Annotated in this window: 20 protein-coding genes; 12 read left to right on the top strand and 8 right to left on the bottom strand. The window is 64.7% G+C overall.

Features of this window, described 5'->3' with window-relative positions; genetic code table 11:
* Positions 1-89: 89 nt before the first annotated feature.
* Both nifD and nifH read right to left on the bottom strand, forming a co-directional pair.
* Positions 90-1,601 carry a nitrogenase molybdenum-iron protein alpha chain gene (nifD, locus tag EUU22_RS08710; protein ID WP_129331621.1) on the bottom strand — a complete coding sequence of 504 codons (1,512 nt, stop codon included), beginning with the start codon at positions 1,599-1,601 and terminating at the stop codon, positions 90-92.
* Between the two features lie 85 nt (positions 1,602-1,686).
* Complete coding sequence (gene nifH, locus EUU22_RS08705; RefSeq protein WP_112691676.1) at positions 1,687-2,577, bottom strand: nitrogenase iron protein; 891 nt, start codon at positions 2,575-2,577, stop codon at positions 1,687-1,689.
* A gap of 390 nt (positions 2,578-2,967) precedes the next feature.
* On the opposite strand from nifH, the gene EUU22_RS08700 reads away from it, so the two are divergent.
* The 11 genes from EUU22_RS08700 to nifA all read left to right on the top strand — a co-directional run bounded on the left by EUU22_RS08700 (position 2,968) and on the right by nifA (position 13,089).
* Positions 2,968-3,288, top strand: a complete 321-nt coding sequence (locus EUU22_RS08700) for a HesB/IscA family protein (protein WP_112691657.1) — start codon at positions 2,968-2,970, stop codon at positions 3,286-3,288.
* Positions 3,289-3,301: 13 nt separating this feature from the next.
* A complete protein-coding gene (locus tag EUU22_RS08695; RefSeq protein WP_245484940.1) occupies positions 3,302-3,694 on the top strand; it encodes a NifU family protein in 393 nt (130 codons plus the stop codon).
* A gap of 11 nt (positions 3,695-3,705) precedes the next feature.
* Entirely contained in the window at positions 3,706-4,881 is a 1,176-nt protein-coding gene (nifS, locus tag EUU22_RS08690; protein ID WP_129331619.1) for a cysteine desulfurase NifS, read from the top strand.
* Between the two features lie 11 nt (positions 4,882-4,892).
* The gene (gene nifV, locus EUU22_RS08685) at positions 4,893-6,062 is read left to right on the top strand and encodes a homocitrate synthase (protein WP_245484939.1); all 1,170 of its coding nucleotides are present in this window, start codon (positions 4,893-4,895) and stop codon (positions 6,060-6,062) included.
* Entirely contained in the window at positions 6,050-6,880 is an 831-nt protein-coding gene (cysE, locus tag EUU22_RS08680; protein ID WP_245484938.1) for a serine O-acetyltransferase, read from the top strand. Before nifV ends, cysE begins: the two co-directional genes overlap by 13 nt.
* Entirely contained in the window at positions 6,873-7,256 is a 384-nt protein-coding gene (gene nifW / locus EUU22_RS08675) for a nitrogenase stabilizing/protective protein NifW (RefSeq protein ID WP_129331617.1), read from the top strand. Before cysE ends, nifW begins: the two co-directional genes overlap by 8 nt.
* Before the next feature lie 231 nt (positions 7,257-7,487).
* Positions 7,488-8,342, top strand: coding sequence for an electron transfer flavoprotein subunit beta/FixA family protein (locus EUU22_RS08670; protein ID WP_129331616.1), 855 nt, complete (start codon positions 7,488-7,490; stop codon positions 8,340-8,342).
* A 15-nt stretch (positions 8,343-8,357) separates the two neighbouring features.
* Complete coding sequence (locus tag EUU22_RS08665) at positions 8,358-9,467, top strand: electron transfer flavoprotein subunit alpha/FixB family protein (RefSeq protein ID WP_129331615.1); 1,110 nt, start codon at positions 8,358-8,360, stop codon at positions 9,465-9,467.
* Between the two features lie 13 nt (positions 9,468-9,480).
* Positions 9,481-10,788, top strand: a complete 1,308-nt coding sequence (locus tag EUU22_RS08660; RefSeq protein ID WP_112691650.1) for an FAD-dependent oxidoreductase — start codon at positions 9,481-9,483, stop codon at positions 10,786-10,788.
* A 115-nt stretch (positions 10,789-10,903) separates the two neighbouring features.
* The gene (locus tag EUU22_RS08655; protein WP_112691649.1) at positions 10,904-11,203 is read left to right on the top strand and encodes a ferredoxin family protein; all 300 of its coding nucleotides are present in this window, start codon (positions 10,904-10,906) and stop codon (positions 11,201-11,203) included.
* A 149-nt stretch (positions 11,204-11,352) separates the two neighbouring features.
* Positions 11,353-13,089 carry a nif-specific transcriptional activator NifA gene (nifA, locus tag EUU22_RS08650; RefSeq protein ID WP_129331614.1) on the top strand — a complete coding sequence of 579 codons (1,737 nt, stop codon included), beginning with the start codon at positions 11,353-11,355 and terminating at the stop codon, positions 13,087-13,089.
* 18 nt (positions 13,090-13,107) lie between these two features.
* Here nifA and EUU22_RS08645 read toward each other — a convergent pair whose 3' ends face one another.
* The 6 genes from EUU22_RS08645 to nifB form a co-directional block, all read right to left on the bottom strand.
* Entirely contained in the window at positions 13,108-14,004 is an 897-nt protein-coding gene (locus EUU22_RS08645; protein ID WP_129331613.1) for an SIR2 family NAD-dependent protein deacylase, read from the bottom strand.
* A gap of 28 nt (positions 14,005-14,032) precedes the next feature.
* A complete protein-coding gene (gene nifT / locus EUU22_RS08640) occupies positions 14,033-14,245 on the bottom strand; it encodes a putative nitrogen fixation protein NifT (protein WP_114363476.1) in 213 nt (70 codons plus the stop codon).
* Positions 14,242-14,553 carry a nitrogen fixation protein NifZ gene (locus tag EUU22_RS08635; protein WP_129331612.1) on the bottom strand — a complete coding sequence of 104 codons (312 nt, stop codon included), beginning with the start codon at positions 14,551-14,553 and terminating at the stop codon, positions 14,242-14,244. Before EUU22_RS08635 ends, nifT begins: the two co-directional genes overlap by 4 nt.
* 6 nt (positions 14,554-14,559) lie before the next feature.
* Positions 14,560-15,339: a 4Fe4S-binding leucine-rich repeat protein gene (locus EUU22_RS08630; protein ID WP_245484937.1), complete on the bottom strand. Its 780-nt coding sequence runs from the start codon at positions 15,337-15,339 to the stop codon at positions 14,560-14,562.
* Between the two features lie 110 nt (positions 15,340-15,449).
* Entirely contained in the window at positions 15,450-15,644 is a 195-nt protein-coding gene (locus EUU22_RS08625; protein WP_112691644.1) for a 4Fe-4S dicluster domain-containing protein, read from the bottom strand.
* A gap of 44 nt (positions 15,645-15,688) precedes the next feature.
* Positions 15,689-17,170 carry a nitrogenase cofactor biosynthesis protein NifB gene (gene nifB, locus EUU22_RS08620; RefSeq protein ID WP_129331611.1) on the bottom strand — a complete coding sequence of 494 codons (1,482 nt, stop codon included), beginning with the start codon at positions 17,168-17,170 and terminating at the stop codon, positions 15,689-15,691.
* 557 nt (positions 17,171-17,727) lie between these two features.
* On the opposite strand from nifB, the gene EUU22_RS08615 reads away from it, so the two are divergent.
* Positions 17,728-22,953 (top strand): peptidoglycan-binding protein, encoded by a 5,226-nt coding sequence (locus EUU22_RS08615; protein ID WP_165351120.1) that lies wholly within the window; start codon positions 17,728-17,730, stop codon positions 22,951-22,953.
* Positions 22,954-23,031: the final 78 nt, after the last annotated feature.

Below are 23,031 nucleotides of genomic sequence, written 5' to 3'. Positions count from 1 at the left end.
ACTGATCCCGACAGGTTTGTCCCGCGGGCGTTTTCATTCCGGATCGGCCCTGGGGCCGGACCTCCGCCCCGGGGGCGAAAGCCAACCGCTCATTCGGCGGCAATCGGCAGCGGCAGCGGCTGTTTCTTCTTCCACGGAGCGTCGTAGAGGCCCCAGACCGGATTGTTGATCGCGAGATCCATGTCGCGCGCGAAGATCGCGAAGCCGTCATAGCCGTGATACGGGCCGGAATAATCCCAGCTGTGCATCTGGCGGAACGGAATGCCCATCTTCTGGACCGGATACTTTTCCTTGATGCCAGAGCCGACGAGATCGGGCCGGATCCCCTCGATGAACTTCTCCAGTTCATAGCCGGTCACGTCGTCGTAGATCAGCGTGCCGTTCTTCACGTAGTGGCTGGTGCGCTGGTAATCGTCGTTGTGGCCGAACTCGTAGCCTGTGCCGACGATCTCCATGCCGAGATCTTCATAGGCGGTGATCACGTGGCGGGGGCGAAGGCCGCCGACATAGAGCATCACCGTCTTGCCCTCGAGACGCGGGCGGAACCTCTCGATCACCGCATCGACCAAAGGGCGGTACTTGGCGATCACCGCTTCCGCATTGGCCTCGATCTCCGGGCCGAAATGCTTGGCAATCTTGCGTAGGCTGGCTTCGATCTGGGAGGGACCGAAGAAGTTGTATTCCGTCCAGGCGATGCCGTATTTCTCTTCCATGTGGCGGCAGATGTAGTTCATCGACCGGTAGCAGTGGATGAGGTTGAGCCTGGCCTTCGGCGCCCGCTCGATCTCGGCAAGCGTCGCATCGCCCGACCAGTTGCCGACCACGCGCAGGCCCATTTCCTCGAGCAGGATGCGGGAAGCCCAGGCATCGCCGCCGATATTGTAGTCGCCGATGATGTTGACGTCGTAGGGGCCGGTCTCGAATTCGGCATGCTTGTCTTCGCCGGAGAACACCCAGTCGCGGATCGCGTCATTGGCGATGTGGTGGCCGAGGGACTGCGACACGCCGCGGAAACCTTCGCAGCGCACCGGCACGATGGTCTTGTTGATCTCTTTCTTCTTCTTGCGCGACACTGCTTCGATGTCGTCGCCGATCAGGCCGATCGGACATTCGGACTGGATCGTCACGCCGTTGTTCAGCGGAAAGAGTGCCTGGATCTCGTCGATGACCTTTTCGAGCTTCTTGTCGCCACCGAAAACGATGTCCTTCTCCTGAAAGTCGGAGGTGAACTGCATGGTGACGAAGGTGTCGATTCCAGTCGTGCCGATGTAGTAATTGCGGCGCTGGGACCAGGAATACTGGCCGCAGCCGACCGGTCCATGGGAGATATGGACCATGTCCTTGACCGGTCCCCAGACAACGCCCTTGGACCCGGCATAAGCGCAGCCGCGGATGGTCATCACGCCCGGGATGGACTTGATGTTGGATTTCACGTCGCACTCGGAAAGAGCCTTACCCTCTTCCGCGTCGACCTCGTCGCCCGCCTTGGCGACGTTCAGATGCTTCTTGCGGCGCTTGGCCGTCTTGTCCGGATAATGCGACAGCACTTCCTCGATGAGTTTTTCGTGGAATCCGCTGTCGTTTTCATAATCGAGGCTCATGGCTTGCGATCCCTCGCTGGTGGCGGCGTGCCGCCGTTTCGACTGGAGCGCCGGGTCAAGGCCGGCGCCCGGTTGAATCCTTCGCTCAATGAGCCGCGGCCGAGGCTTCCTTGGCCTGAAGCTCGGCGAGCATCTGTTCGTCGGTCTTCATGATGCCGAAGGCGAGCAGCATGTCTTCGAGCTCCTCCATCGTGATCGGGGTCGGGATGGTGCCCTTGCCCGAATTGTTATGGATCTTCTCGGCGAGCTGCCGGTACTCCTGCGCCTGCTGGGAGTTCGGCGCGTACTCTATGACCGTCTGCTTGCGCAGTTCCGCGTGCTGGACGATGTTGTCGCGAGGCACGAAATGGATCAGCTTGGAGTTCAGACGCGCGGCGAGAGCCTCGGCAAGGTCGAGTTCGCGGTCGGTCTGGCGCTCGTTGCAGATCAGCCCGCCGAGGCGCACGCCGCCGGAATTGGCATATTTCAGGATGCCCTTGGCGATGTTGTTGGCAGCGTAGAGCGCCATCATCTCGCCGGACATGACGATGTAGATTTCCTGTGCCTTGTTTTCGCGGATCGGCATCGCAAAGCCGCCGCACACGACGTCGCCGAGGACGTCGTAGGACACGTAGTCGACGTCGTCGTAGGCACCGTTTTCCTCGAGGAAGTTGATCGAGGTGATCACCCCGCGGCCGGCACAGCCGACGCCCGGCTCAGGACCGCCGGACTCGACGCACTTGATGCCCTTGTAGCCGATCTTCAGAACGTCCTCGAGCTCCAGGTCCTCGACGGAGCCTTCCTGGGCGGCAAGCGACAGAACGGTGTCCTGGGCCTTGGAGTTGAGGATGAGGCGGGTGGAGTCGGCCTTCGGGTCGCAGCCGACGATGAGGATCTTCTGACCCAGATCGACAAGTGCCGCGAGCGTGTTTTGGGAGGTGGTCGACTTTCCGATGCCGCCCTTCCCGTAAAATGCGATCTGACGCAAACCTGACATGTTCATTCCTTCCTTGGCTGAAGCGTCCGCGGCCTCTCCCGCGGGGCTGAATATCGGATGGGTCGGCTCGACCGCCGCCGCTTTCTCCGTTTCAAGACCCGTGCCAACTCGGAAGACTGATTGCAGTGTCTAGATTTTTCTCTTTTGAATCATCATGTTAGCCTTTCCGACCGGCGAGACTTGGCCACGACATCGCTCTGTCGCAGACGCGACAAACCCGACAGGGCTCGACGTTTTTGTAGGAAGCCGACAGCGCCTGTCGAATTGAAGACGTTGTCGCAAAGCCGACAAGACGGACTTCCCCCATGTGACTGTTATTCCAAGGTCTTTTTCTCTGGCATGGCTGATGCATGGCGTTTCGCGTCGTCCTGCAAAACGGAGAAACGTGCCATGATCACTCTGACCGAGAATGCCATTTCCGCCGTCAAGTCCGCCCTCTCGAAGGCTGCCGAGCCCGCCGAAGGGCTTCGCATCATGGTCGAAGCGGGCGGCTGTGCCGGCTTCAAATACATGATGGGGTTGGAATCGACCGTCCGACACGGTGATGCGGTGATCGACGCCGACGGGGTCAAGGTCTTCGTCGACGACCGCTCCCAGCCGCATGTCGCCGGCATGACCATCGATTTCGTCACCGGTCTCGAATCCTCGGGCTTCGTCTTCGACAATCCCAATGCCGCGGACAAATGCGCCTGCGGCAAGTCCTTCAGCTGAGCGAGGGACGGCGATGCCGGAACAAAGCCGCGCGACGCGCATCACACTGTTCGACGGCCTCCGCGGCCGCTCCCCCCTCGCCTCGCCCCGCCCTGTGCCGACGATCGTGCCGACGGCGCCGGAGCAACCGCCGGAAACGGAAGAGGCGCTCGACGGCCCTACCCTTCGGGCAGCCCTGATCGCCCGCCGGCGCCCGCTGATCGAGGCCGCGCTGGAGACGATCCGCCCGAACCTCAACCGTGACGGCGGCGATTGCCAGCTGGTCAAGATCGAGGGAGACGCGGTCTTCGTGCGGCTGACCGGCGCCTGTGTCGGGTGCCAGCTCGCCTCCGTGACCGTCGCCGGTGTTCGCCAAAGACTGGTCGAAGCGGTCGGAATGCCGCTGCGAGTCATTCCCGTCGAGTGAGGGTGATCGCGATGCGCGCCGTCTATCTGGACCACAACGCCACGACGCGGATCGATCCGGTGGTCGTCGAGGCGATGCTGCCCTTCCTCGGGGAGAGCTTCGGCAATCCCTCATCGCACCACGCCTTTGGCGAAGCAGCTTTCAGCGCCGTGCGGAAGGCGCGACGGCAGGTCCAGACGCTGATCGGTGCCGCAAACGACAGCGAGATCGTCTTCACGTCCGGTGGAACCGAGAGCGACAATACGGCCCTTCTCAGCGCGCTTGCGGCCCTTGCCCCGCGCAACGAGATCATCGTGTCCGCCGTCGAGCACCCGGCCGTCCTGGCGCTCTGCGAACGGCTGGAGGCGGAGGGACGCGCCGGGGTGCACCGCATTCCCGTCGACCGCTGCGGCCGCATCGACGTCGCGGCCTACGAGCATGCTTTGTGCGAACGCACCGCCGTCGTCTCGTTCATGTGGGCGAACAACGAGACCGGCACGCTGTTTCCCGTCGAAACCCTCGCCGAGAAGGCGAAAGCCGCCGGCGCCCTCTTCCACACCGACGCGGTGCAGGCGGCGGGACGGGTGCCAATCCGGGCGGAAGAAACCGCCATTTCCATGATGAGCCTTTCCGCTCACAAGATCGCCGGGCCGAAGGGCATCGGCGCTCTCTATGTTCGGAGCGAGACACCGTTTTATCCCCTGATCCTCGGCGGACGGCAGGAACGCAACCGCCGCGGCGGAACAGAAAACGTGCCGGCGATCGTCGGCTTCGGCGAAGCGGCCGAACGCGCCGCATCGAGACTGGAAAGCGAAGCGAGGCGGATGAAGGCGCTGCGCGACCGGCTGGAACAGGGCTTGCTGGGCACGGTCCCCGGCGCCCGCGTCAATGGCGATCCGACGGCGCGGCTCGCGAATACCTGCAACATCGCCTTTGAGGACGTCGACGGCGATGGTCTCCTGGCGCTCCTTGCGCGCGAAGGCATTGCCTGTTCTTCCGGCTCAGCCTGTTCCGCCGGCTCCATGCAGCCGAGCCATGTCCTGCAGGCGATGGCCGTACCGGCGAGCCACCTCGGCGGCGCCGTCCGCTTTTCTCTCGGACGAGACAACGACGACAGCGATATCGACCACGTGCTCGCCGTGCTGCCGCCACTGGTGATGCGGCTGAGGCAACCCGCCGGCGCGCGGAAGGTCGCACGGGCCGGATGATGAAAGAGACCATGATGGGATCACCCAACCACCCCGCCGTCTTTCTGAACGACACGACCCTTCGTGACGGCGAGCAGACGCCGGGCGTCGCCTTCTCCGTGGCCGAGAAGGCGGCGATCGCCGAAGCAATCGCCGCGGCCGGCGTTCCGGAGATCGAGGCAGGCACGCCGGCCATGGGAGAGGAAGAGATCGCGGCAATCCGCACCATCGTGGCGCGCCGACTGCCGCTCCGGGTCATGGCCTGGTGCCGCATGATCGAAGAGGACCTGGACGCCGCGCTGAAGACCGGCGTCGAGGCGGTCAACCTTTCGCTGCCCGCCTCCGATCTCCAGCTTTCCGCCAAGCTCGGCATTGGTCGCAGCGAAGCCCTCGACCGGATCGACCGCGTGACGCGCCGCGCCACCGCCTTCGGTCTCTTCGTCGCCATAGGGTGCGAGGACGCCTCGCGCGCCGACCCCGACCATCTGCGGAATGTCGCCGCTGTCGCCACCGCGGCGGGAGCGCAACGACTGCGCCTTGCCGATACGGTCGGCATCCTCGATCCCTTCTCCACGATGGCGCTCGTCCAGCCGCTGGCGGAGGCCGGCCTGATCGACGTCGAATTCCACGCCCATGACGATTTCGGGCTGGCGACAGCCAATACCCTGGCCGCCTTCCGCGCCGGGGCGAAACATCTTTCCGTTACCGTCTCGGGGCTCGGCGAACGCGCCGGAAACGCCGCGCTCGAAGAGGTTGCGGCAATCCTGGCGCTGAAGGAGGCCGTCGCGACCGGAATAGACCTCTCGGCGCTGAAGGACCTTGCCGAACTGGTCGCCCGCTGTTCGGGACGCCGACTGCCGCCCTCGCAGGCAATCACCGGAGGCGACGTCTTCACACACGAATCCGGCATCCACGTCGCGGGCCTCCTCAGCGACCGGCGTACCTATCAGGGCCTCGATCCGGAACCTTTCGGGCGCGGTCACGAGATCGCCATCGGCAAGCATTCCGGGGCAAAAGCGCTTGCCTACGTGCTGGCGGACCACGACCGCGGGTGCGAACCGACGATCCTGACGCGGCTGATGCCCGAGATTCGCCGCCGCGCGGTGATGACGAAAAAGCCGGTGCCCCCCGAGGTATTGCTCGAACTCTACGATCGGGCAGCGACGCATCAGGACCGGGAGGGACAGCCATGTCGTTCGTGATGGGCACCGGGCGAGGGCCGGACGTCGCCGGCACAGCGACGATCGACACCGACCGACCGAAAGAGGGGCTTCCGGCGCCAAAGTCGCTGCTGCGGCTTGTTCTAGACGACATCGCCTGCGTGAAGGCCCGTGACCCGGCCGCGCGCTTCGCGCTCGAAATTCTGCTGACCTACCCGGGTGTGCACGCCATCATCTGGCATCGCCTGTCCCACGCGTTGTGGCGGAGACGACTGCGCTTTCTCGCGCGCCTTCTTTCCTGGCTGTCACGCCTCCTCACCAATATCGACATCCATCCGGGGGCCGCCATCGGCGAGCGCTTCTTTATCGACCACGGCGCGGGTGTCGTGATCGGCGAGACGGCGGAAATCGGCAACGACGTGACGCTCTACCACGGTGTGACCCTCGGCGGCACGTCCTGGACGCCCGGCAGACGGCATCCGACGCTCGGCCACGGCGTCCTCGTCGGGGCCGGTGCCAAGGTCCTGGGTCCGATCGCGATCGGGGCGGGATGCCGGATCGGGGCCAATTCCGTGGTGATCGAGGATGTCGCACCCGGCATGACGGTCATCGGCATACCCGGTCGGGTGGTGAAACCGGCGCGGGACCGACGAAGGTCCGGCGATCGCCGCATCGACCTCGAACATCACCTGATGCCCGACCCCGTCGGCGAGGCCATCGCGGCACTCGTCGACCGCATCGATTTCCTCGAGGTTCGTCTCGCCCGGTTGCAGGCACGAACGAACCTTTCCCCGCTGACCGATGTCTCGGTCACACCCATCACCAATGCACCGGAACCCGCAGGAGCCTCCCATGAGTGACTGTTCGTCCAATGCCCGCCCGATCGACGTCGACAACATCCTCGAACGTCTGCGCGGCCTGTCCTCCGCCGAAGACTTCTTTCACACCCTCGGCATTCTCTACGATGGCCGAGTGCTGAACGTCGCGCGGCTGCACATCCTGAAACGCATGGGACAGTATCTCGCGGAGGAGGATTTCGATGGTCTCCCCGACCGCGTGATCGCGGCTCGCGCCCGTTCGACGCTGGAGCGCGCCTATTCAGACTTCGAGAGCGCCTCGCCGCTTTCGCAGCGCGTCTTCAAGGTGCTGAAGGAACACGATCCGGAGAAACCAGCGGAAAAACGTGGCGCCTTCGTCTCCTTCGAAGCCGCTCTGAAGCCGTTTGCCGAACAATAGGCCCGGCGCCCTTCCCGAGGCGGCCGGTCCTTTCGACATCCGCCTGCGCCGGACCCGAAACGACACGATGCGACACGACAGTGTCGAGAACCCGACAAAACGTTCGACCACGACGAATGATGAAGACGGAAATGAAAAGATATCAAAGGGTTATTCTTCGACCAGCGACATGGCACGGATTATGCTGCTGCATCTGCGTAACCTTTGAAGAACCTGATGGAGGTGCGCGGCATGCATATCGTCGTCTGTATCAAGCAAGTGCCGGATTCGGCGCAGATCCGCGTCCATCCGGTGACCAACACCATCATGCGGCAGGGCGTGCCGACGATCATCAACCCCTTCGACCTGTTTTCCCTGGAGGAGGCGTTGCGGATGCGTGACGCCCACGGCGGCGCGGTCACCGTGCTGACCATGGGCCCGCCGATGGCCACAGATGCGCTGCGGAAGGCCCTGGCCTTCGGGGCGGATCGCGGCGTGCTGCTCACCGACCGTTTTTTTGCCGGCTCCGACACGCTGGCCACGTCCTTTGCGCTGTCCGCGGCGATCGAAAAGATCGGCCAGGTTTACGGCAAGCCGGACGTGATCTTTGCCGGAAAGCAGACGATCGACGGCGACACCGCGCAGGTGGGGCCGGGCATCGCCAAGCGTCTCGACCTCCTGCAACTGACCTATGTCGCAAAGATCGCGTCCGTCGACCCCGAGACACGGGCGATCACCGTCGAACGGCGGGCGGAAGGCGGCACGCAGGTCCTGCAGACGAGGCTGCCCTGTCTCGTCACCATGCTCGAAGGTTCGAACGAAATCCGCCGCGGGACGCTCGATGATGCGTTACGGGCCGCCCGGGCCGAAATCGTCACCTGGAGCGCCACCGACGCGGGGATCGAAGACCTGACCAAGTGCGGCCTGCGCGGGTCGCCGACCGTCGTGAAGCGGGTCTTCGCGCCCACGGCCCGACAGGAGAAGGCGGCGACGATCGGGGAAGCGGGTGACAGCCCGCGCGATCTGGCCGACGGCCTAATCGCCGAAATCTTCTCGCGCAAACCCGCGCTCGAGGGTGCACTCGCCGCAGCCGGCTGCGCAGCATAGAAGGATGAGAACGTCATGACGGAAGAAGCCAAGAAACCCGCAGCACCCGCCGCCGGACGCGCCGGCATGAAAAAGGAACTGCCGGAGCACTTCAAGTCCTACAAGCACGTCTGGGTGGCCATCGAACTCGAACGCGGCCAGGTTCACCCGGTTTCCTACGAGCTGCTCGGCTGCGGTCGCAGACTGGCCGACAAGCTCGGCGTGCAGCTCGCGGGTGCGGTCCTCGGCCCCCCCGGGGAGGCCACCTGGCACGCGGTCGCCGAAGCCTTCGCCTATGGTGCCGATCTCGTCTATCTCGTCGAGGACCCGGTCCTGAAGGACTACCGCAACGAACCCTACAGCAAGGCGCTGACCGATCTGGTCAACACCTACCAGCCGGAAATTCTCCTGCTCGGGGCAACCACGCTCGGCCGCGATCTCGCCGGCTCCGTCGCCACCACGCTCAAGACCGGCCTGACGGCCGATTGCACCGAACTCGACGTCGATGACGACAAGTCGCTCGCGGCCACCCGCCCGACCTTCGGCGGCTCGCTGCTCTGCACAATCTACACGCTGAACTTCCGCCCCCAGATGGCGACCGTCCGCCCCCGCGTCATGCCGATGCCGGAGCGCAAGGACCGGCCCGTCGGCCGCGTCATCCAGCACAGGCTGCCGATGGTGGAGGAAGACATCGTGACCAAGGTGCTGAGCTTCATTCCCGACGGCCAGTCCTCCAAGGTCAACCTCGCCTATGCCGACATTGTCGTCGCCGGCGGGCTCGGGCTCGGGGCGGCCGAGAACTTCCAGCTGATCCGCAACCTCGCCTCGACGCTCGGCGCGGAATACGGCTGCTCGCGGCCGGTCGTGCAGAAGGGCTGGATGCCGTCCGAACGCCAGATCGGCCAGACCGGCAAGACGATCCGTCCGAAGCTCTACATCGCCGCCGGCATTTCCGGCGCGATCCAGCACCGGGTGGGCGTGGAAGGGGCCGACCTGATCGTCGCGATCAACACCGATCCCAATGCCCCGATCTTCGACTTCGCCCATGTCGGCATCGTCACCGACGCGGTGCGTCTGCTGCCCGCCCTCACCGAGGCGTTCATCCGCCGCCTCTCACCCCACAACCGCGACAAGCTCGCCAGCTGACGGAGATGCGACCATGATCGAGGAAAAATTCGACGCCATCGTCATCGGGGCCGGCATGTCCGGCAATGCCGCCGCCTATACGCTGGCAAGCCGCGGGCTGAAGGTACTGCAGCTCGAACGCGGCGAATATGCCGGTTCGAAGAATGTCCAGGGGGCGATCATGTACGCCTCGATGCTGGAGAAGATCATCCCGGACTTCCGCGAGGATGCACCGCTCGAGCGCCACCTCGTCGAACAGCGGTTCTGGATGATGGACGACAGCTCGCATACCGGCATGCACTACCGCTCCAACGACTTCAACGAGGAGAAACCGAACCGCTATACGATCATCCGCGCCCAGTTCGACAAGTGGTTCTCCTCCAAGGTCAAGGAAGCCGGCGCGACGGTGCTGTGCGAAACGACTGTGACCGAACTTGCCCGCGATACCAGCGGCAAGGTGATCGGCGTTCACACCGACCGCAGGGGCGGCGCGATCTTCGCCGACGTGGTGGTGCTCGCCGAAGGCGTGAACGGCCTGCTTGGAACCCGCGCCGGCCTGCGCGACATGCCGAAGCCGGAAACGGTGGCGCTGGCGGTCAAGGAAATGCACTTCCTGCCGGAGGAAGTGATCTGTCAGCGTTTCGGGCTGACTGGCAATGAAGGTTGCGTGATCGAAGCCGCCGGCACCTTCTCGCAGGGCATGACGGGGCTCGCCTTCCTCTACACCAACAAGGAATCGATCTCGCTCGGTGTCGGCTGCCTGGTCTCCGATTATGCAAAGACCATGGAAAGCCCCTATGCGCTGCTGGAAGAATTCAAGAACCATCCCTCTGTGAAACCCCTGCTGGCGGGCTCCGAGGTCAAGGAATATGCCGCGCATCTGATCCCGGAGGGCGGATATAAGGCCGTGCCGCAACTCTTCGGCGACGGCTGGGTCGTCGTCGGCGATGCCGCCCAACTCAACAACGCGGTCCATCGCGAAGGCTCGAACCTTGCCATGACGTCGGGCCGGCTGGCAGCGGAAGCGATCTTCCAGGTGAAGAGCCGCAGGGACCCGATGTCCGCGGAAAACCTGAGCCTATACAGAAAGATGCTGGAGGACTCCTTCGTGATGAAGGACCTCAGGAAGCACAAGGACATGCCGGCCCTGCTGCACACCAATTCGCAGAATTTCTTCATGACCTATCCGCAGCTGATATCGGCGGCCGCGCAGAACTTCGTGCGCGTCGACGGTACGCCGAAGATCGACAAGGAGAAGGCGACGATCGCCCAGTTCGTCAAGAACCGCAGCCGCTGGGGCATGGTCTCCGACGCCGTGAAACTTGCCTTTGCCTGGCGCTGACGGCCTTTCGCCCGACACAGACTGAGAGAAGCACCGCATCTTTTGTTTCACGCAATTCCGGAGACCAGGCCCAGCGCCTTTGCCGGATTTGCCTTCGCCAACGAGGTATACCGACATGACCATCGCCATCAAGAACGTCCGGGTCGAGGACAAGCTGTTCCAGAACCGCTATCTGGTCGATGTCGGCCGGCCGCACATCACGGTTCGTCCGCATGAGACGCCAAGTCCGAGTCTCTTGGCCCTGACAAGGGTCTGCCCTGCCAAGTGCTACGAGCAGAACGACAAGGGCCAGGTGGAGATCACCGCCGACGGCTGCATGGAATGCGGCACCTGCCGGGTTCTCTGCGAGGCATCCGGCGAGATCGAATGGAACTATCCGCGCGGCGGCTACGGTGTGCTCTTCAAGTTCGGCTGACGTCCACGCCTCGAAAACGGGCGAGCCGGCCCCGAACCGAATTGACAAAGGGCGACGTCGGCGTAAGCTGATTTGCCATATAACAAAAGACGGTTTGGGGAGGTTGCCCTTGGAACAATCCGGCCTGGGATAGTCCAAGAGGTCTTCAGATGAACCGCTATGTCGAACATGTCAGTCCGCCCGGCAGGGAATCCGGCCCGTCGGACGCTGCCATTCGGTCGAGCCGCCGCGCCACCATCTCCCTGAGCGGCATCTACGAAATCTCCAAGGTGCTCGCCGAGCCCGCACGCCTGGAGATCACGCTCGCCAACGTCGTCAACATCCTCTCCTCCTTCCTGCAGATGCGGCATGGTGCCCTGATCGTTCTCGACGACGGCGGCCTGCCCGAGATCATCGCCACCGCCGGCTACTTTCACAAACCGGACGAGAGCCATTTCATGCCGATCCCGCAGGCAGTCATCGACCAGATCGTAGCGACGGCGACCCCGCTGGTCATTGCCGATACGAGCAAGTCTGAGCTCTTCGCCGAGGAGGGCGAGCCGGGAGTGTGTCTCATCGGCGTCCCGGTGAAGGCCAATCACACCGTTCTCGGAACGCTGTCGATCGATCGCTCCGGCAAGGACGGTACCGACTTCACCCTCGACGACGACATGCGTTTTCTCACCATGGTCGCCAATCTCGCCGGGCAGACGATCCGTCTCCACCGTATCCTGAGCGAGGACCGGCAGCGGCTGATCGATGAACAGCGCCGGCTCGAGAAGTCCTTCGGCGGCAGCGCAGAAACATGGCCGCGCCGATCGAACACGAAAAAGAGCACCATCGTCGGCGAGAGCCCGTCGGTGAGAAACGTACTCGATACGATAAACATCGTCGCGAGGACCAACTCCACCGTACTTCTGCGCGGCGAAAGCGGCACGGGCAAGGAACTTTTCGCGCAGACCATCCATGAGCTTTCGCCCCGCCACGACAAGCCGTTCGTCAAGCTCAACTGCGCCGCTCTTCCCGAGACCGTCCTCGAGTCGGAGCTTTTCGGGCATGAGAAGGGCGCCTTTACCGGTGCCACGAACCAGCGGACCGGGCGGTTTGAGCTTGCCCACGGCGGCACGCTGCTGCTCGACGAGATCGGCGAGATTTCCGCCGCCTTCCAGGCGAAGCTGCTGCGCGTGCTGCAGGAAGGTGAGTTCGAACGCGTCGGCGGCAACAAGACGCTGAAGGTGGACGTCCGGCTGATCTGCGCGACCAACCGCGACCTGGAAGATGCCGTCCGCAAGGGCGAGTTCCGGGCCGATCTCTATTACCGCATCAGCGTCGTGCCGGTGACCCTGCCTCCGCTTCGGGAAAGGCCGGGCGACATACCACGTCTTGCGGAAGAGTTTCTCCGGCGTTTCAACCGCCAGAACAACCGCCGCCTCAGTTTCAACAAGACGTCACTCGATCTGATCTCGCGGTGCTATTTCCCGGGCAATGTGCGCGAACTGGAAAACTGCGTGCAGCGAACGGCGACATTGACGCGCTCCGAAATCATCGGTCCCGGCGATTTCGCGTGCAGCAGCGGCCAGTGTCTTTCCGCGCTCCTGTGGAAGGGAAATGGCAAGGTTCCACACAACGCGATCGACATGCTCGCGAGCGGACATATCCTGCCGGCCGGTATGCCGATGCCGACCGTCCACCCCGAGAGCACGGCTACCATGCGTGACGCCGGCAACGGCGACACGAGCGTCAATCCCATGACGAATGGCGGACGGCTGACGGAACGCGAGCGTCTGATCGAAGCGATGGAGCGTTCGGGTTGGGTGCAGGCGAAAGCGGCCCGCGTACTCGGGCTCACGCCCCGGCAGGTTGGCTACGCGTTGCGGCGCCACGACATCCCGGTCAAGAAGTTCTGAGCGCCCCGCGGTGCCCGGTCAAGGCGCGGGCGCCGCGTCGACCACGAGATTGACCGCATTCGGCAAGGGCATGTCGATGAGAGTGATGCCGTTCGCAATGAGAAACCGGCGCTCGTTCCTCGTCAGTTCGGCTCCGCTCATCACGGCATAGTGCGGCCCCTTCGACCGCTTGATGATCTGCCGTGCATAGGTGCGCAGCATCTGGTCGTCGAAGCGGCAGCCGAGAAAGACGAACCCGAGAGAACCACGGCGATCCCGGACGATCTCGGGGATCGGCGTCTGGATGTCGATCTCGGTCAGAACCTCGACATAGTCGGAATCCGCGACGAGGAAGTTGCCCGCGGGACGTGCCGAGCCGTGGGGTTCGTAAAGGATCGTGGTCGCTGTGGACGCGGCGGGATCGTCCGTCGCATTGCCATCAGCGCCGTAGATCCGCGTCCAGATGTCCCGAACCTCGCCCGCGCGGGTGATCCCCTGGATATTGGCGAAATCCGTCCGGCCGCTTTCCACGAGCGCGGCCCGCATGGCGCCGTCATACCAGCTGTCGATGACGAGCGGCAGGGCGAGCCCTGCAAGCCAGTGATGCAGCGCCGTCGGCTGCGGTTCCGCGGAAAAGATTTCGGCCATCCACGCCTTCAGCGTATTCCTGTGCCTGCGCTGCTCGATGTGCTGGGCGACCGACCACATGTTGGTACGGATGCGCGAAGGCGCCGGTGCCCGCGTATGGAGCGCTGCCGCGACCTCTTCCGGCGCCGCCGGCACGCGCCGTTCGCCTGCTTGCAGCGCGACGAGGCCCGGCCCGAGAAAGGGTGCGAGCGCACCGCGCCTCAGGCCTCGGCCGACATCGAAAAGCGCCTTTTCTGCGGCCTCCTCCGACACGGCGAACAGGAAGTCCTCGTGCAATATCGCGTTCATGGCATCGATCCTTTCTTCGCGGGTTCCGTTATTCGTCGTCTCCGAGCTTGCGCGCCTCGACGGTGATCGGCAGCCGGGTATCGGCCGGCATCGGCGGAAGATCGAGACGCCAGCCGTTCTTCAGCGTGACGACGCCGCCCCAGAGGTCCTCCGTCTCGGCCCGCACGATCGGCTCCTCGAGATCTTTCTTCGGCACATAGGCGGAAAAGCCGCGTTCGGACTTGCGGATCATGACCTTCATCTTTGGTCTCTCCCGATGCTGCCAGCTTCCAGAATTTCGGAACGGTCGAGGCTGGCAAGCTCCCGCGCCCGCATGCCGACCAGGGTGCCCCTGTCCACCCACTCGACCGAGTAGATATAGAACTGCTGCAGGAAGGTGCCGATGTCGCGGACGTAGCCGACATCCCCCTTGCGGACGAGGTTTTCGCCGATGTCCTTGCCGGGATAGGTGCCGTCGTTGCGGACATGCCGGGTGGCCCGCACACGCTCACCGGGCCGGAACACCGGTGCCCTTCGGATTTCGATCTCCTCTTCACGCCCAAGACCCATGGCGCCCTATCCTTTCCCGTCTCTCGTCCTCTCCCGTGCGAGTTCCCGCACGGCGTCGTCCTCGTCCTCCAGAAACGGAGGGAGTTCATCGAACGCGATCCGCTCGGCAACCGCGTAGCGCACGCGGAAATCCGGGTCGGCAGCCAGAAGATGAAGCCGCTTCGGCCCCAGCCTTCGGGCGACCTCGATCCGCACCAGCGGCTCCGGATCGGCAACGAGCGCGGGCAGATGCGTGAGCGGTACCCGGCGGGCCGCCTCACGGCGGATGTCGGGCTCGGGATCGTCGAGAAGCCCGACGAGGAGGGTCTCGCTTGCCGAACGGGTCGCGCTCAGCCTCACCTGGTAGTCGGGATCGCCGAGCAGCGGCAGCAAGTCTTCGCCCGCGAGTCGGCGGGCGAGCGCGATCCGCACGCGGCGATCCGGGTCCGACCGCAAGGCGAGCACGCGAGTCGCCGGCAGCCTGATCGCGGCCATGGCACGCACGTCGGGCTCGACGTCAGAGAGAAGCGGCAGCAGCCTGAACGGCGACGCATAGCGGGCGGCAATGCTGCGTACCTCGAAGAACGGATGATCGAGGTAGCTGTCTGCCAGGCCCGGATTGATCGAGAAGAAGCGGTCGATCCGGCGCGCCCGCAAGTCCCTGACACAGGCGCGACCGAGATCGCAAAGACCGGAGACACGGTTTTCCTCGTGCGGACAGTCGCGGCACGAAACCGGGTTGCCGAGCCAGTCGATCGCCGGCGGCACGTCATCATCCTCCATCGACTGAGGTCCACTCTTGTCCATGCCAACTCTCCGGGCTCGCCGGGCGAGACCCGACCGGAAACGGGAGTCCGGCGGCCGCCACAGGGAGTCAAGGTCCCTGGGCGACCGCCGTGTTTCCCACCTGACGGGCATCAGGCCGGAACGCAGGTCTTCGGCACCGGACAGATCGCGGCGCATTGCTGGGTCTCGAAATATCCCTCGCATTCGGTGCATTTGTTCGGGTCGATGACATAGGTCTCGCCCTTGAACTTTATTGCCCCTGTCGGGCACTCGAACTCACAGGCGGAACATTGGGTGCACTGCGATGCGATAATCTTGAAGGCCATTTTCGACTCTCCTGTCGGCTGCTTCGGTCACGGATTTCAAAAGGTCAGGCACTCTCGGCGAGAAGCTCCAGGCCAAATTCGGCGGCGTAGAGCGCGGCGATTGCGGTTTCGATGTAGTCATACCCGTAGGCATCGGTGGCGCGGATACCGGCGGTGCTGAGGCTGTCCTTCGGGCAATCGCCGATCTTGGCGCAAAGCACGACGTCGATGCCCTCCAGCGCGTCGATGACTCCGTCGAGCGTGGCATCCTCGCCGAAGCCGCCCATGCAATACTGGTCGACCTTACGGTGCCCGACGAAGGCGATGCCTTTCGGCGACGCCTCGTAAACCTGAAACTCCCTGGCATGGCCGAAGTGCTCGTTGACACGGCCGCCGCCCTTGGTTGCCACGGCGACCAGCAGGGCGCCGGTGGCCTCGGTCTCCGCGACCGTGCTGAGGGCCGCCTGCTTGGCGGCAACGTGATCGCCCCGCTCGCGCGCCACCACCTCGCGATAGGATTCGCGCGTGGAAGGATCGTAGGTGACCTCCTCGGGGATCTGGTCGAGGGTGAATTCCTGGCCGCGGTCTTCTCCGAGCAGGCCAACCGCGTCGGCCCGACACTGGCGGCAGTGGCGCATGAGCTTCGCTCCGCCTTCGAGCTTGTCCTGCAGAGCTTTCAGCTCCATGGCCTTTGGCCCCCGCTGCCCGGTGAGTCCGAAATGGGTGCCGTGCGCCGGATCGGAAATGAGCGGCATGACATTGTGGAGGAAGGCGCCGCGTTCCTTGACCCATTTGTTCACCTCGATGAGGTGCTCGTCGTTGACCCCTGGAATCATCACCGAGTTGATCTTGGTGAGGATGCCACGCGCCGTCAGCATCTCCAGTCCGAGCATCTGCCTCTCATGCAGGATCTGGGACGCCTCGAGGCCGGTGTAGCGGCGGTTCCTGTAGAATATCCATGGATAGATCTTGGTTCCGATCTCGGGATCGACCATGTTGATGGTGATCGTCACGTGATCGACGTTCATCTCGGCGAGCTCGTCGACATGATCGGGTAGCGCCAGCCCGTTCGTCGAAATGCAGAGCTTGATGTCGGGGATATCCCGCGACACCTCCTCGAAGGTCGCCCGGGTCTTCTTCCAGTCGTAACAGGCGTCCCCCGGTCCGGCGATCCCCAGAACGGAAAGCTGCGGCACTTCGTTCGCGACGGCAATCACCTTGCGGCGGGCCTGATCCGGCGTCAGCTTCTCCGAAACGACGCCCGGCCGGCTCTCGTTGGCACAGTCGTATTTGCGATTGCAGTAGTTGCACTGGATATTGCAGGCGGGCGCCACTGCCACATGCATGCGAGCAAAATAGTGGTGCGCTTCCTCCGAATAGCACGGATGGTCCTTGATCTTCTCCCAGACGGCCGGATCCATGTCGTCGGGCTTCGCCGAGGAGCCGCAGGACGACGATGAGCAACCGCCGGAGGCGGCCTTGGCGAGCAGAGCCTCCATGGAGGAGGCGGAGGCGAGGCTTTCCAGGGAGATGATGGGTGCGGACATCGTTTGCTCCATGCGCTCTGTTTTCGACGACCAATACGACGCAAGTGCCATGCCAGGATACTTCCTGATTGAATTTCAATAACTTGAGAGATTACTCCCTTTCCGCATCCGTCCGTTTGACGACGATCTTGTCGGATGGCCGACAAAACGTGGCGAACCGGACAACAAGCGGCGCCACCCGCACATGGCGGTGTTCCCGGTTGACTTGCATCAAAACGTCGCAGACAACCATCCGATATACTTTAGCGATTGCGAAAGCGAGGGGCGTCAGGGAACACGATCTTCTACAGATGCTGCCGGGACACCGGAGCCGGCAAAGCTGACGCTCACGCATGTGCCAGAGGGAGGAATGGCAGATGGTACCGAAGACGGCATCCTGCGCAAAGGACGGGTATCGTCCTGGAAGTTTCCATGTGCGGCCCCAACCCGATGCATGCACCTCAGCGCGTGTCCGCTGGATCTCGCCTTGGCGGCGTGCCCTTCGTTTCATCGCGACGCTCGCGATCAGTTCTGCGGGCCTGACGACATCCCACGTCGCGGCACAGGAGGCATTGCAAGTGGGAGAGGCCGTCGTCACACGCTTCTCCGGAACCGTCGATGACGCCGGCCGCCGGATCATCGACACGAACGGGGCCTCGGCCAGCATCCTCGACCTGCGGCAGCCGGGCGGCCCGCCGATCGGCGCACACTGGTTCAACGAGAGCCAGCGCGCGGCCGTCACTGCCGGCGACATCGGCCAGGTCTTCGGCGTTGCGCTCGACGATGCCACACCGCCAAACATCTACCTGACCGCGACGGCGGCCTTCGGCCTGCACCGCAATGCCGACAATTCCGGCTGGATGACGGGCATGTGGGGTGCCGGCGGCGGCCCCGGCACCGTCTGGAAGCTCGATGCCGCGAATGGCTACCGACCGCAGGTCTTCGCCGAGATCGCTCTCAACGGGCGGGCGAATTCCGGGGCAGCCCTCGGCAACATCGCCTTCGATCCGGAAAACCGGCAGCTTTACGTTTCCGACCTCGAGACGGGCATGATCCACCGGCTGCGACTCACCGACGGTGCCGATCTCGGCACCTTCGACCACGGCGTCGCAGGACGGACGGGCTTTCTCGACGTGCCGACGGGTGAATTCCGCTCGCTCTCGGAGGTTTCCTTCGACCCGGCCACCTCGGCCCATGTTTCCGATTGCTCGAGCGGCGACTTCTCCCGCACTCCCTCCTGCTGGAACCTCGCCGACTTCCGCCGCCGGATCTGGGGCCTCGGCGTCCGCATGGAAGCGGGGACAGGTTCCGCGCGGCTCTACTACGCAGTGTGGGGAAGCCAGGGGCTCGGCAATCCCGACTATGCCGCTGCCGAAGACGACGACCGACGCAATGCGATCTGGTCGGTCGGCATCGCCGCGGACGGCAGTTTCGACGGCGGCAGCGTGCGCCGGGAGTTCTTCCTGCCAGATTTCTTCCGCTCGCCGGAAGCCATCGCCCGGGCGGGCCGCAGCCACCCGGTTTCCGATATCGCCTTCCCGGTCGTTGGCGATCAGACCGTGATGCTTGTTGCCGAACGTGGCGGCATGCGCAATCTCGGCCTCGCCGCCGACGACGCCTTCGCCTATCCGCATGAGTCGCGCGTCCTGCGCTACGAGCTGACCGAAGCAGGTTCCTGGCGCGGAGCCGGACGCTACGACGTCGGCTACTACGATCGCAGCGAGGACGGCCCGCCCTATATGCGCGCGAACGCCGCTGGCGGCGTGTCCTTCGGACCCGGCTACGGCCCGAATTGGCAGACAGACCAGGCACAGCCCGACAGCTTCGCCTGGATGAGCGGAGACGGCCTTTGCTCGCCACGCGGACTCTGCCTCGACGGCAGCGTCGGCGAACACACCGACTCCTCTCAGGTGACCGGCATCGAGGGCCGCTCTTCCCAGCCCTATGAGGCCTTCGAGCCGGTCACCGCCTTCCAGCCCTATCCGTCGCCGGGGCCCGCCTCGCCGCCGGAAGGCCCGGACAGCGCATTCATGGTCGATGCGAATGTCAACACCGACGCGGCAGGCAATGCCATCGCAACGGACCTGCAGCGCAACGATGCGACCAAGGTCGGCGACGTTGCAGTCTTCCAGCCGCTGCCGGGCGCCGGAGGAGCCATGAACGAAGGCGGCGCGCCGCCTGCCGCAACCACCGAAGAAGAGATCGCCTCCGCTTGGCCGGAAGGTCTGCCGCCGGAAGGCTGGCTGCCCGCCCCGCCGCCCGAGGACGGCTGGTTCCCGCCACCGCCCTGGCCGATCGAGACCGATCTGGCGATCCGCAAGACGGGACCCGCAGAATGCCAGGAAGGGGTCGAATGCACCTACACGGTGACGATCCGCAACCTCGGGCCGATCGCCTATGTCGGCCCGCTGGCGATCACCGACACGATGCCCGCAGGGGCAACCCTCGCCTCCACGTCGCCCGGCTGGAACTGCGTCCCCGGCGGAGGGTCCTTCTCGTGCATCACCAACGCCTTTGCGCTGCTCGCGCCCGGCGCCACCGCGGCAATCGAGGTCAACCTGCTGCTGCCGGCCGACATTCCCGGCCCGACGGTCGAGAACTGCGCCGCTATCGACTGGTTCGAGATGGGAACGGATGACGGACCGGGGGACGGCAATGACGAGGACTGCGTCGATACGCCGGTGACCGACGGCTTCGACCTCGGCATCACCAAGGAAGGGCCTGCCAACTGCACCGAGAATGCCGATTGCACATTCCTGGTCCAGGTCGTCAATCACGGCCCCGGCGCGTTCGACGGCGTGATCGCCGTACGCGACCCGCTCCCGGCCGGAGCGACATTCGTTGCCGCCGGTTTCGACCCCGGCACGGTCACCTGTGCTCCGAGCGGCAACGATATCCTCTGCCAGACGCCCGACTTGGCTCTTCCTGTCGGCGGGATAGTCCACATCTTCGTCCGCATGAAGTTGCCGGACGGCATTGCCGGCGGCACCATTGAGAACTGTGCCGAGATCAACTGGGGCGGCATGGCCGCGAACGACGGCCCCGCTGACCTGCACCCCGACCTTGCCTGCTTCACGGTCAACGTGCTCGACGGCGCAGGCTTCTTCGATCTTTCCCTCGCCAAACAAGGGCCGGCTCACTGCGATGCCGGCGGCGACTGCACCTATCACATCACCGTCTCCAACAGCGGGCCGGACGACTATACCGGCCAGGTGGTCGTCGAAGATACGCAGGAGCCAGGCGTTACACTGGTTTCCGCCAATCCCGAGTGGACCTGCATCGCGGGACTGCCGATCCGCTGCACGCTCAACGGCGGTCCGCACACGCTCCATCCGGGCGACACCCGCGACCTGACCCTCACGGTCGCAATCCCGGATCCGGCGCCGGCCGATCCGATGTTCAACTGCATCACCTTCGACTGGGCCGCACCCGGCATGCCTCCGAACGACAACCCGGCAGACGGTGCCCCGGAAAACAGCGACGGAACCTGCGTCCCGACGCTCGCCGACGAAGGCTTCGATCTGGAAATCGCCAAAACCGGCCCGGCCGAATGCTACGAGGGCGGCGCCTGCGATTTCACGATCGGCGTCACCAGTCACGGACCGGCGCCCTTTGTCGGGCTGATGACCTTCACCGACGAGATGCCCGCCGGCTCGACGCTGGAGGGGGTTACCGGCGGTGTCTTCACCTGCAACACCGCGATGCCGGACACCGTAACCTGCGTGACGGCCGGCGCCGTCGTTCCACCCGGAACGACGCAGGAAACGTCTCTCAATGTTCGCCTGCCTGATCCCGTCGCCGGCGACGTGGTCGAGAACTGCGCGGCAATGAACTGGGACGCACCACCGCCGGACTGGTACATCGGATCGACCTATACCGGCGACGACAATGCCGCCAATGACGGACCGGTCTGCGTTACCGTGCCGGTGCTTGCCGCCGACCTCGCGCCCTGGGGCGCGACCACCTGCGAGCTCGGAACGTCCTGCCCGATCGACGTCAGGATCGAGAACCGCGGCGGACGGCTGTTCAAGGGTGCCGCCGGCCTGCGCGGCACGCTCGATCCCGGCGTCACGATCAGCAGCATCGAGAGCCGTACCTCCGGTCTCACCTGCCGGGTGAGGGGAACCGGACGCTACGAATGCGACAGCAGGGAGATGGTTCTGAAGCCGGGTGCCGCGGCCGACATCCACATGACGCTCGACATCCCGGCCGATTTCCCCCACCGCCGTATCGTCCATCGCAAGGAGCTGCTGTGGCCCGACACGCAGGTGAAGGACCACAAGCCGGAGAATGACCGTCACACCAGCACGATCATGATCCTGCAGCCGCAGGAGCCGACGACCCCGCCCTCGCCGCCGCCTTCTCCGCCCACACCCCCACCGCCGGCAAATGTCGCGGCTGCGGATCTCGCAGTCAGCAAGTCGGCCGGTCGCGATACTTGTGTCGCCGGTTCGCCATGCGACTTCCTGGTCACCGTCACCAATGCCAGCCGCACGACCTATGTCGGGCCGCTCAGAGTCAGCGACGTCTTTACGCCCGGAAGCGCAAGGCTCGCCGGCTTCGAGCCTTCGCCCTGGACGTGCCGGGAAAGCCGCGGAACGTTCCTCTGCAGTTATCCCCGCACGACCCTCAGGCCGGGAGAGTCGCGCACGCTCGCCCTGGCGCTCGAGCCGGTCCGCACCGGTTCGGGATCGGCACGCAACTGCGCCCGTCTCGACTGGAACGAGACGACACTCGTCACGGCGGTCCAGCAGGCGCTGAACCAGCTCGGGTTTGCCGCGGGCGAGGCCGACGGACAGGCCGGCAGCAGGACGCGCAAGGCGATTGCCGATTTCCAGCGAAGCGCCGGACTGTCTGAAACCGGCGTGATCGACACGGCACTCGTCCGCCGGCTCTTCGCCTCCTGGGGCGAGGGGGATGCCAATGCGGCAAACGACAATGCCTGCGCGACGGTCGCCGTCCGTGAGCCCGTCGTGCCGCCGCCGGTCTGCAAGGCAGGCCAGACACCGGTGGACCCCGCCCGCGCCGACGCCCTGCGGGCGCAAGGGTGGAGGATCACGGCCGTCAGTCGTGGCGGCCGGACGATCCTGTGCGGTGTCGCCCCTGCCCCGCTCACATGTCCCTCCGGCTACACCGCCTATCGCAACAAGGACCAGATCCCGCCGAATTCCGAGGTGGTGCGTCGGGAACGTGGCGGCCAAGTGCTCTTCTGCGCTCGCCCGCAACCGGTCAGCTGTCCGTCGGGCTATCAGGCCTTCCAGAACCAGAACCGGATACCGAAGGGCTGGGAGGTGGTCGCACGCCGCAGTGGCGGGCAAGTCCTCTACTGTGCCCGCCCGCCGCAACTCGTCTGCCCGACCGGTTACAAGGCTTATCCGAGCCGCAGCCGGATACCCGCGGGCTTCGAAGTGGTCGTGCGCCGCAGTGGCGAGCAGGTGCTCTATTGTGCCCGCCCGCAGGCGACGACCGAAAACTGCCCGCGCGGGTGGAAGCAGATCGACCCGGACCGTGCCGCGTCCCTCTCCCGCCAGGGCTGGCAGATCCGGCGGGTCGGAAGCCTGACCTGCGGACGGCCCGGCGACATCGTCGTACCGCCGACCACCAAGCCTCCGGCCTGCACGGGCGGCCGGACCTGGAGCGCGAAGCAGCAGGCCTGCGTCTGCCCCCGCAACACGCGCTGGGACGCCAGACGCGAGCGCTGCGTGCCGCTTTTCCGGCCGGTGGAACCGGTTCCGGGCCAGACGACTCCGAAGCCGCGCGAGACGATCCCGCCGCTGCTGCGGATACTGCCACCGGTGCAATAAAAGGCGGTCCGGGATGTCCTCACTTGCGTTGGAGGACATCCCGCCGGTCGCGAATTCTGGAGACGTCGCTCTGCATTT

The sequence above is a fragment of the Ciceribacter ferrooxidans genome (assembly GCF_004137355.1).
Classification (GTDB): Bacteria; Pseudomonadota; Alphaproteobacteria; order Rhizobiales; family Rhizobiaceae; genus Allorhizobium; species Allorhizobium ferrooxidans.
The sequence above is the reverse complement of the archived record's forward strand: the minus strand, read 5'-3'. Positions and strand labels throughout refer to the sequence as shown.

Coding starts and splice junctions, on each gene's coding strand:
- EUU22_RS08700 (WP_112691657.1), top strand. CDS start 2,968: ATGATCACTCTGACCGAGAATGCCATTTCCGCCGTCAAGTCCGCCCTC.
- EUU22_RS08665 (WP_129331615.1), top strand. CDS start 8,358: ATGACGGAAGAAGCCAAGAAACCCGCAGCACCCGCCGCCGGACGCGCC.
- nifT (WP_114363476.1), bottom strand. CDS start 14,245: ATGAAGGTCATGATCCGCAAGTCCGAACGCGGCTTTTCCGCCTATGTG.
- EUU22_RS08625 (WP_112691644.1), bottom strand. CDS start 15,644: ATGGCCTTCAAGATTATCGCATCGCAGTGCACCCAATGTTCCGCCTGT.
- nifW (WP_129331617.1), top strand. CDS start 6,873: ATGAGTGACTGTTCGTCCAATGCCCGCCCGATCGACGTCGACAACATC.
- EUU22_RS08630 (WP_245484937.1), bottom strand. CDS start 15,339: ATGGACAAGAGTGGACCTCAGTCGATGGAGGATGATGACGTGCCGCCG.
- EUU22_RS08660 (WP_112691650.1), top strand. CDS start 9,481: ATGATCGAGGAAAAATTCGACGCCATCGTCATCGGGGCCGGCATGTCC.
- nifB (WP_129331611.1), bottom strand. CDS start 17,170: ATGTCCGCACCCATCATCTCCCTGGAAAGCCTCGCCTCCGCCTCCTCC.
- cysE (WP_245484938.1), top strand. CDS start 6,050: ATGTCGTTCGTGATGGGCACCGGGCGAGGGCCGGACGTCGCCGGCACA.
- nifV (WP_245484939.1), top strand. CDS start 4,893: ATGATGGGATCACCCAACCACCCCGCCGTCTTTCTGAACGACACGACC.
- EUU22_RS08695 (WP_245484940.1), top strand. CDS start 3,302: ATGCCGGAACAAAGCCGCGCGACGCGCATCACACTGTTCGACGGCCTC.
- EUU22_RS08670 (WP_129331616.1), top strand. CDS start 7,488: ATGCATATCGTCGTCTGTATCAAGCAAGTGCCGGATTCGGCGCAGATC.
- nifS (WP_129331619.1), top strand. CDS start 3,706: ATGCGCGCCGTCTATCTGGACCACAACGCCACGACGCGGATCGATCCG.
- EUU22_RS08645 (WP_129331613.1), bottom strand. CDS start 14,004: ATGAACGCGATATTGCACGAGGACTTCCTGTTCGCCGTGTCGGAGGAG.
- EUU22_RS08655 (WP_112691649.1), top strand. CDS start 10,904: ATGACCATCGCCATCAAGAACGTCCGGGTCGAGGACAAGCTGTTCCAG.
- nifA (WP_129331614.1), top strand. CDS start 11,353: ATGAACCGCTATGTCGAACATGTCAGTCCGCCCGGCAGGGAATCCGGC.
- EUU22_RS08635 (WP_129331612.1), bottom strand. CDS start 14,553: ATGGGTCTTGGGCGTGAAGAGGAGATCGAAATCCGAAGGGCACCGGTG.
- nifH (WP_112691676.1), bottom strand. CDS start 2,577: ATGTCAGGTTTGCGTCAGATCGCATTTTACGGGAAGGGCGGCATCGGA.
- nifD (WP_129331621.1), bottom strand. CDS start 1,601: ATGAGCCTCGATTATGAAAACGACAGCGGATTCCACGAAAAACTCATC.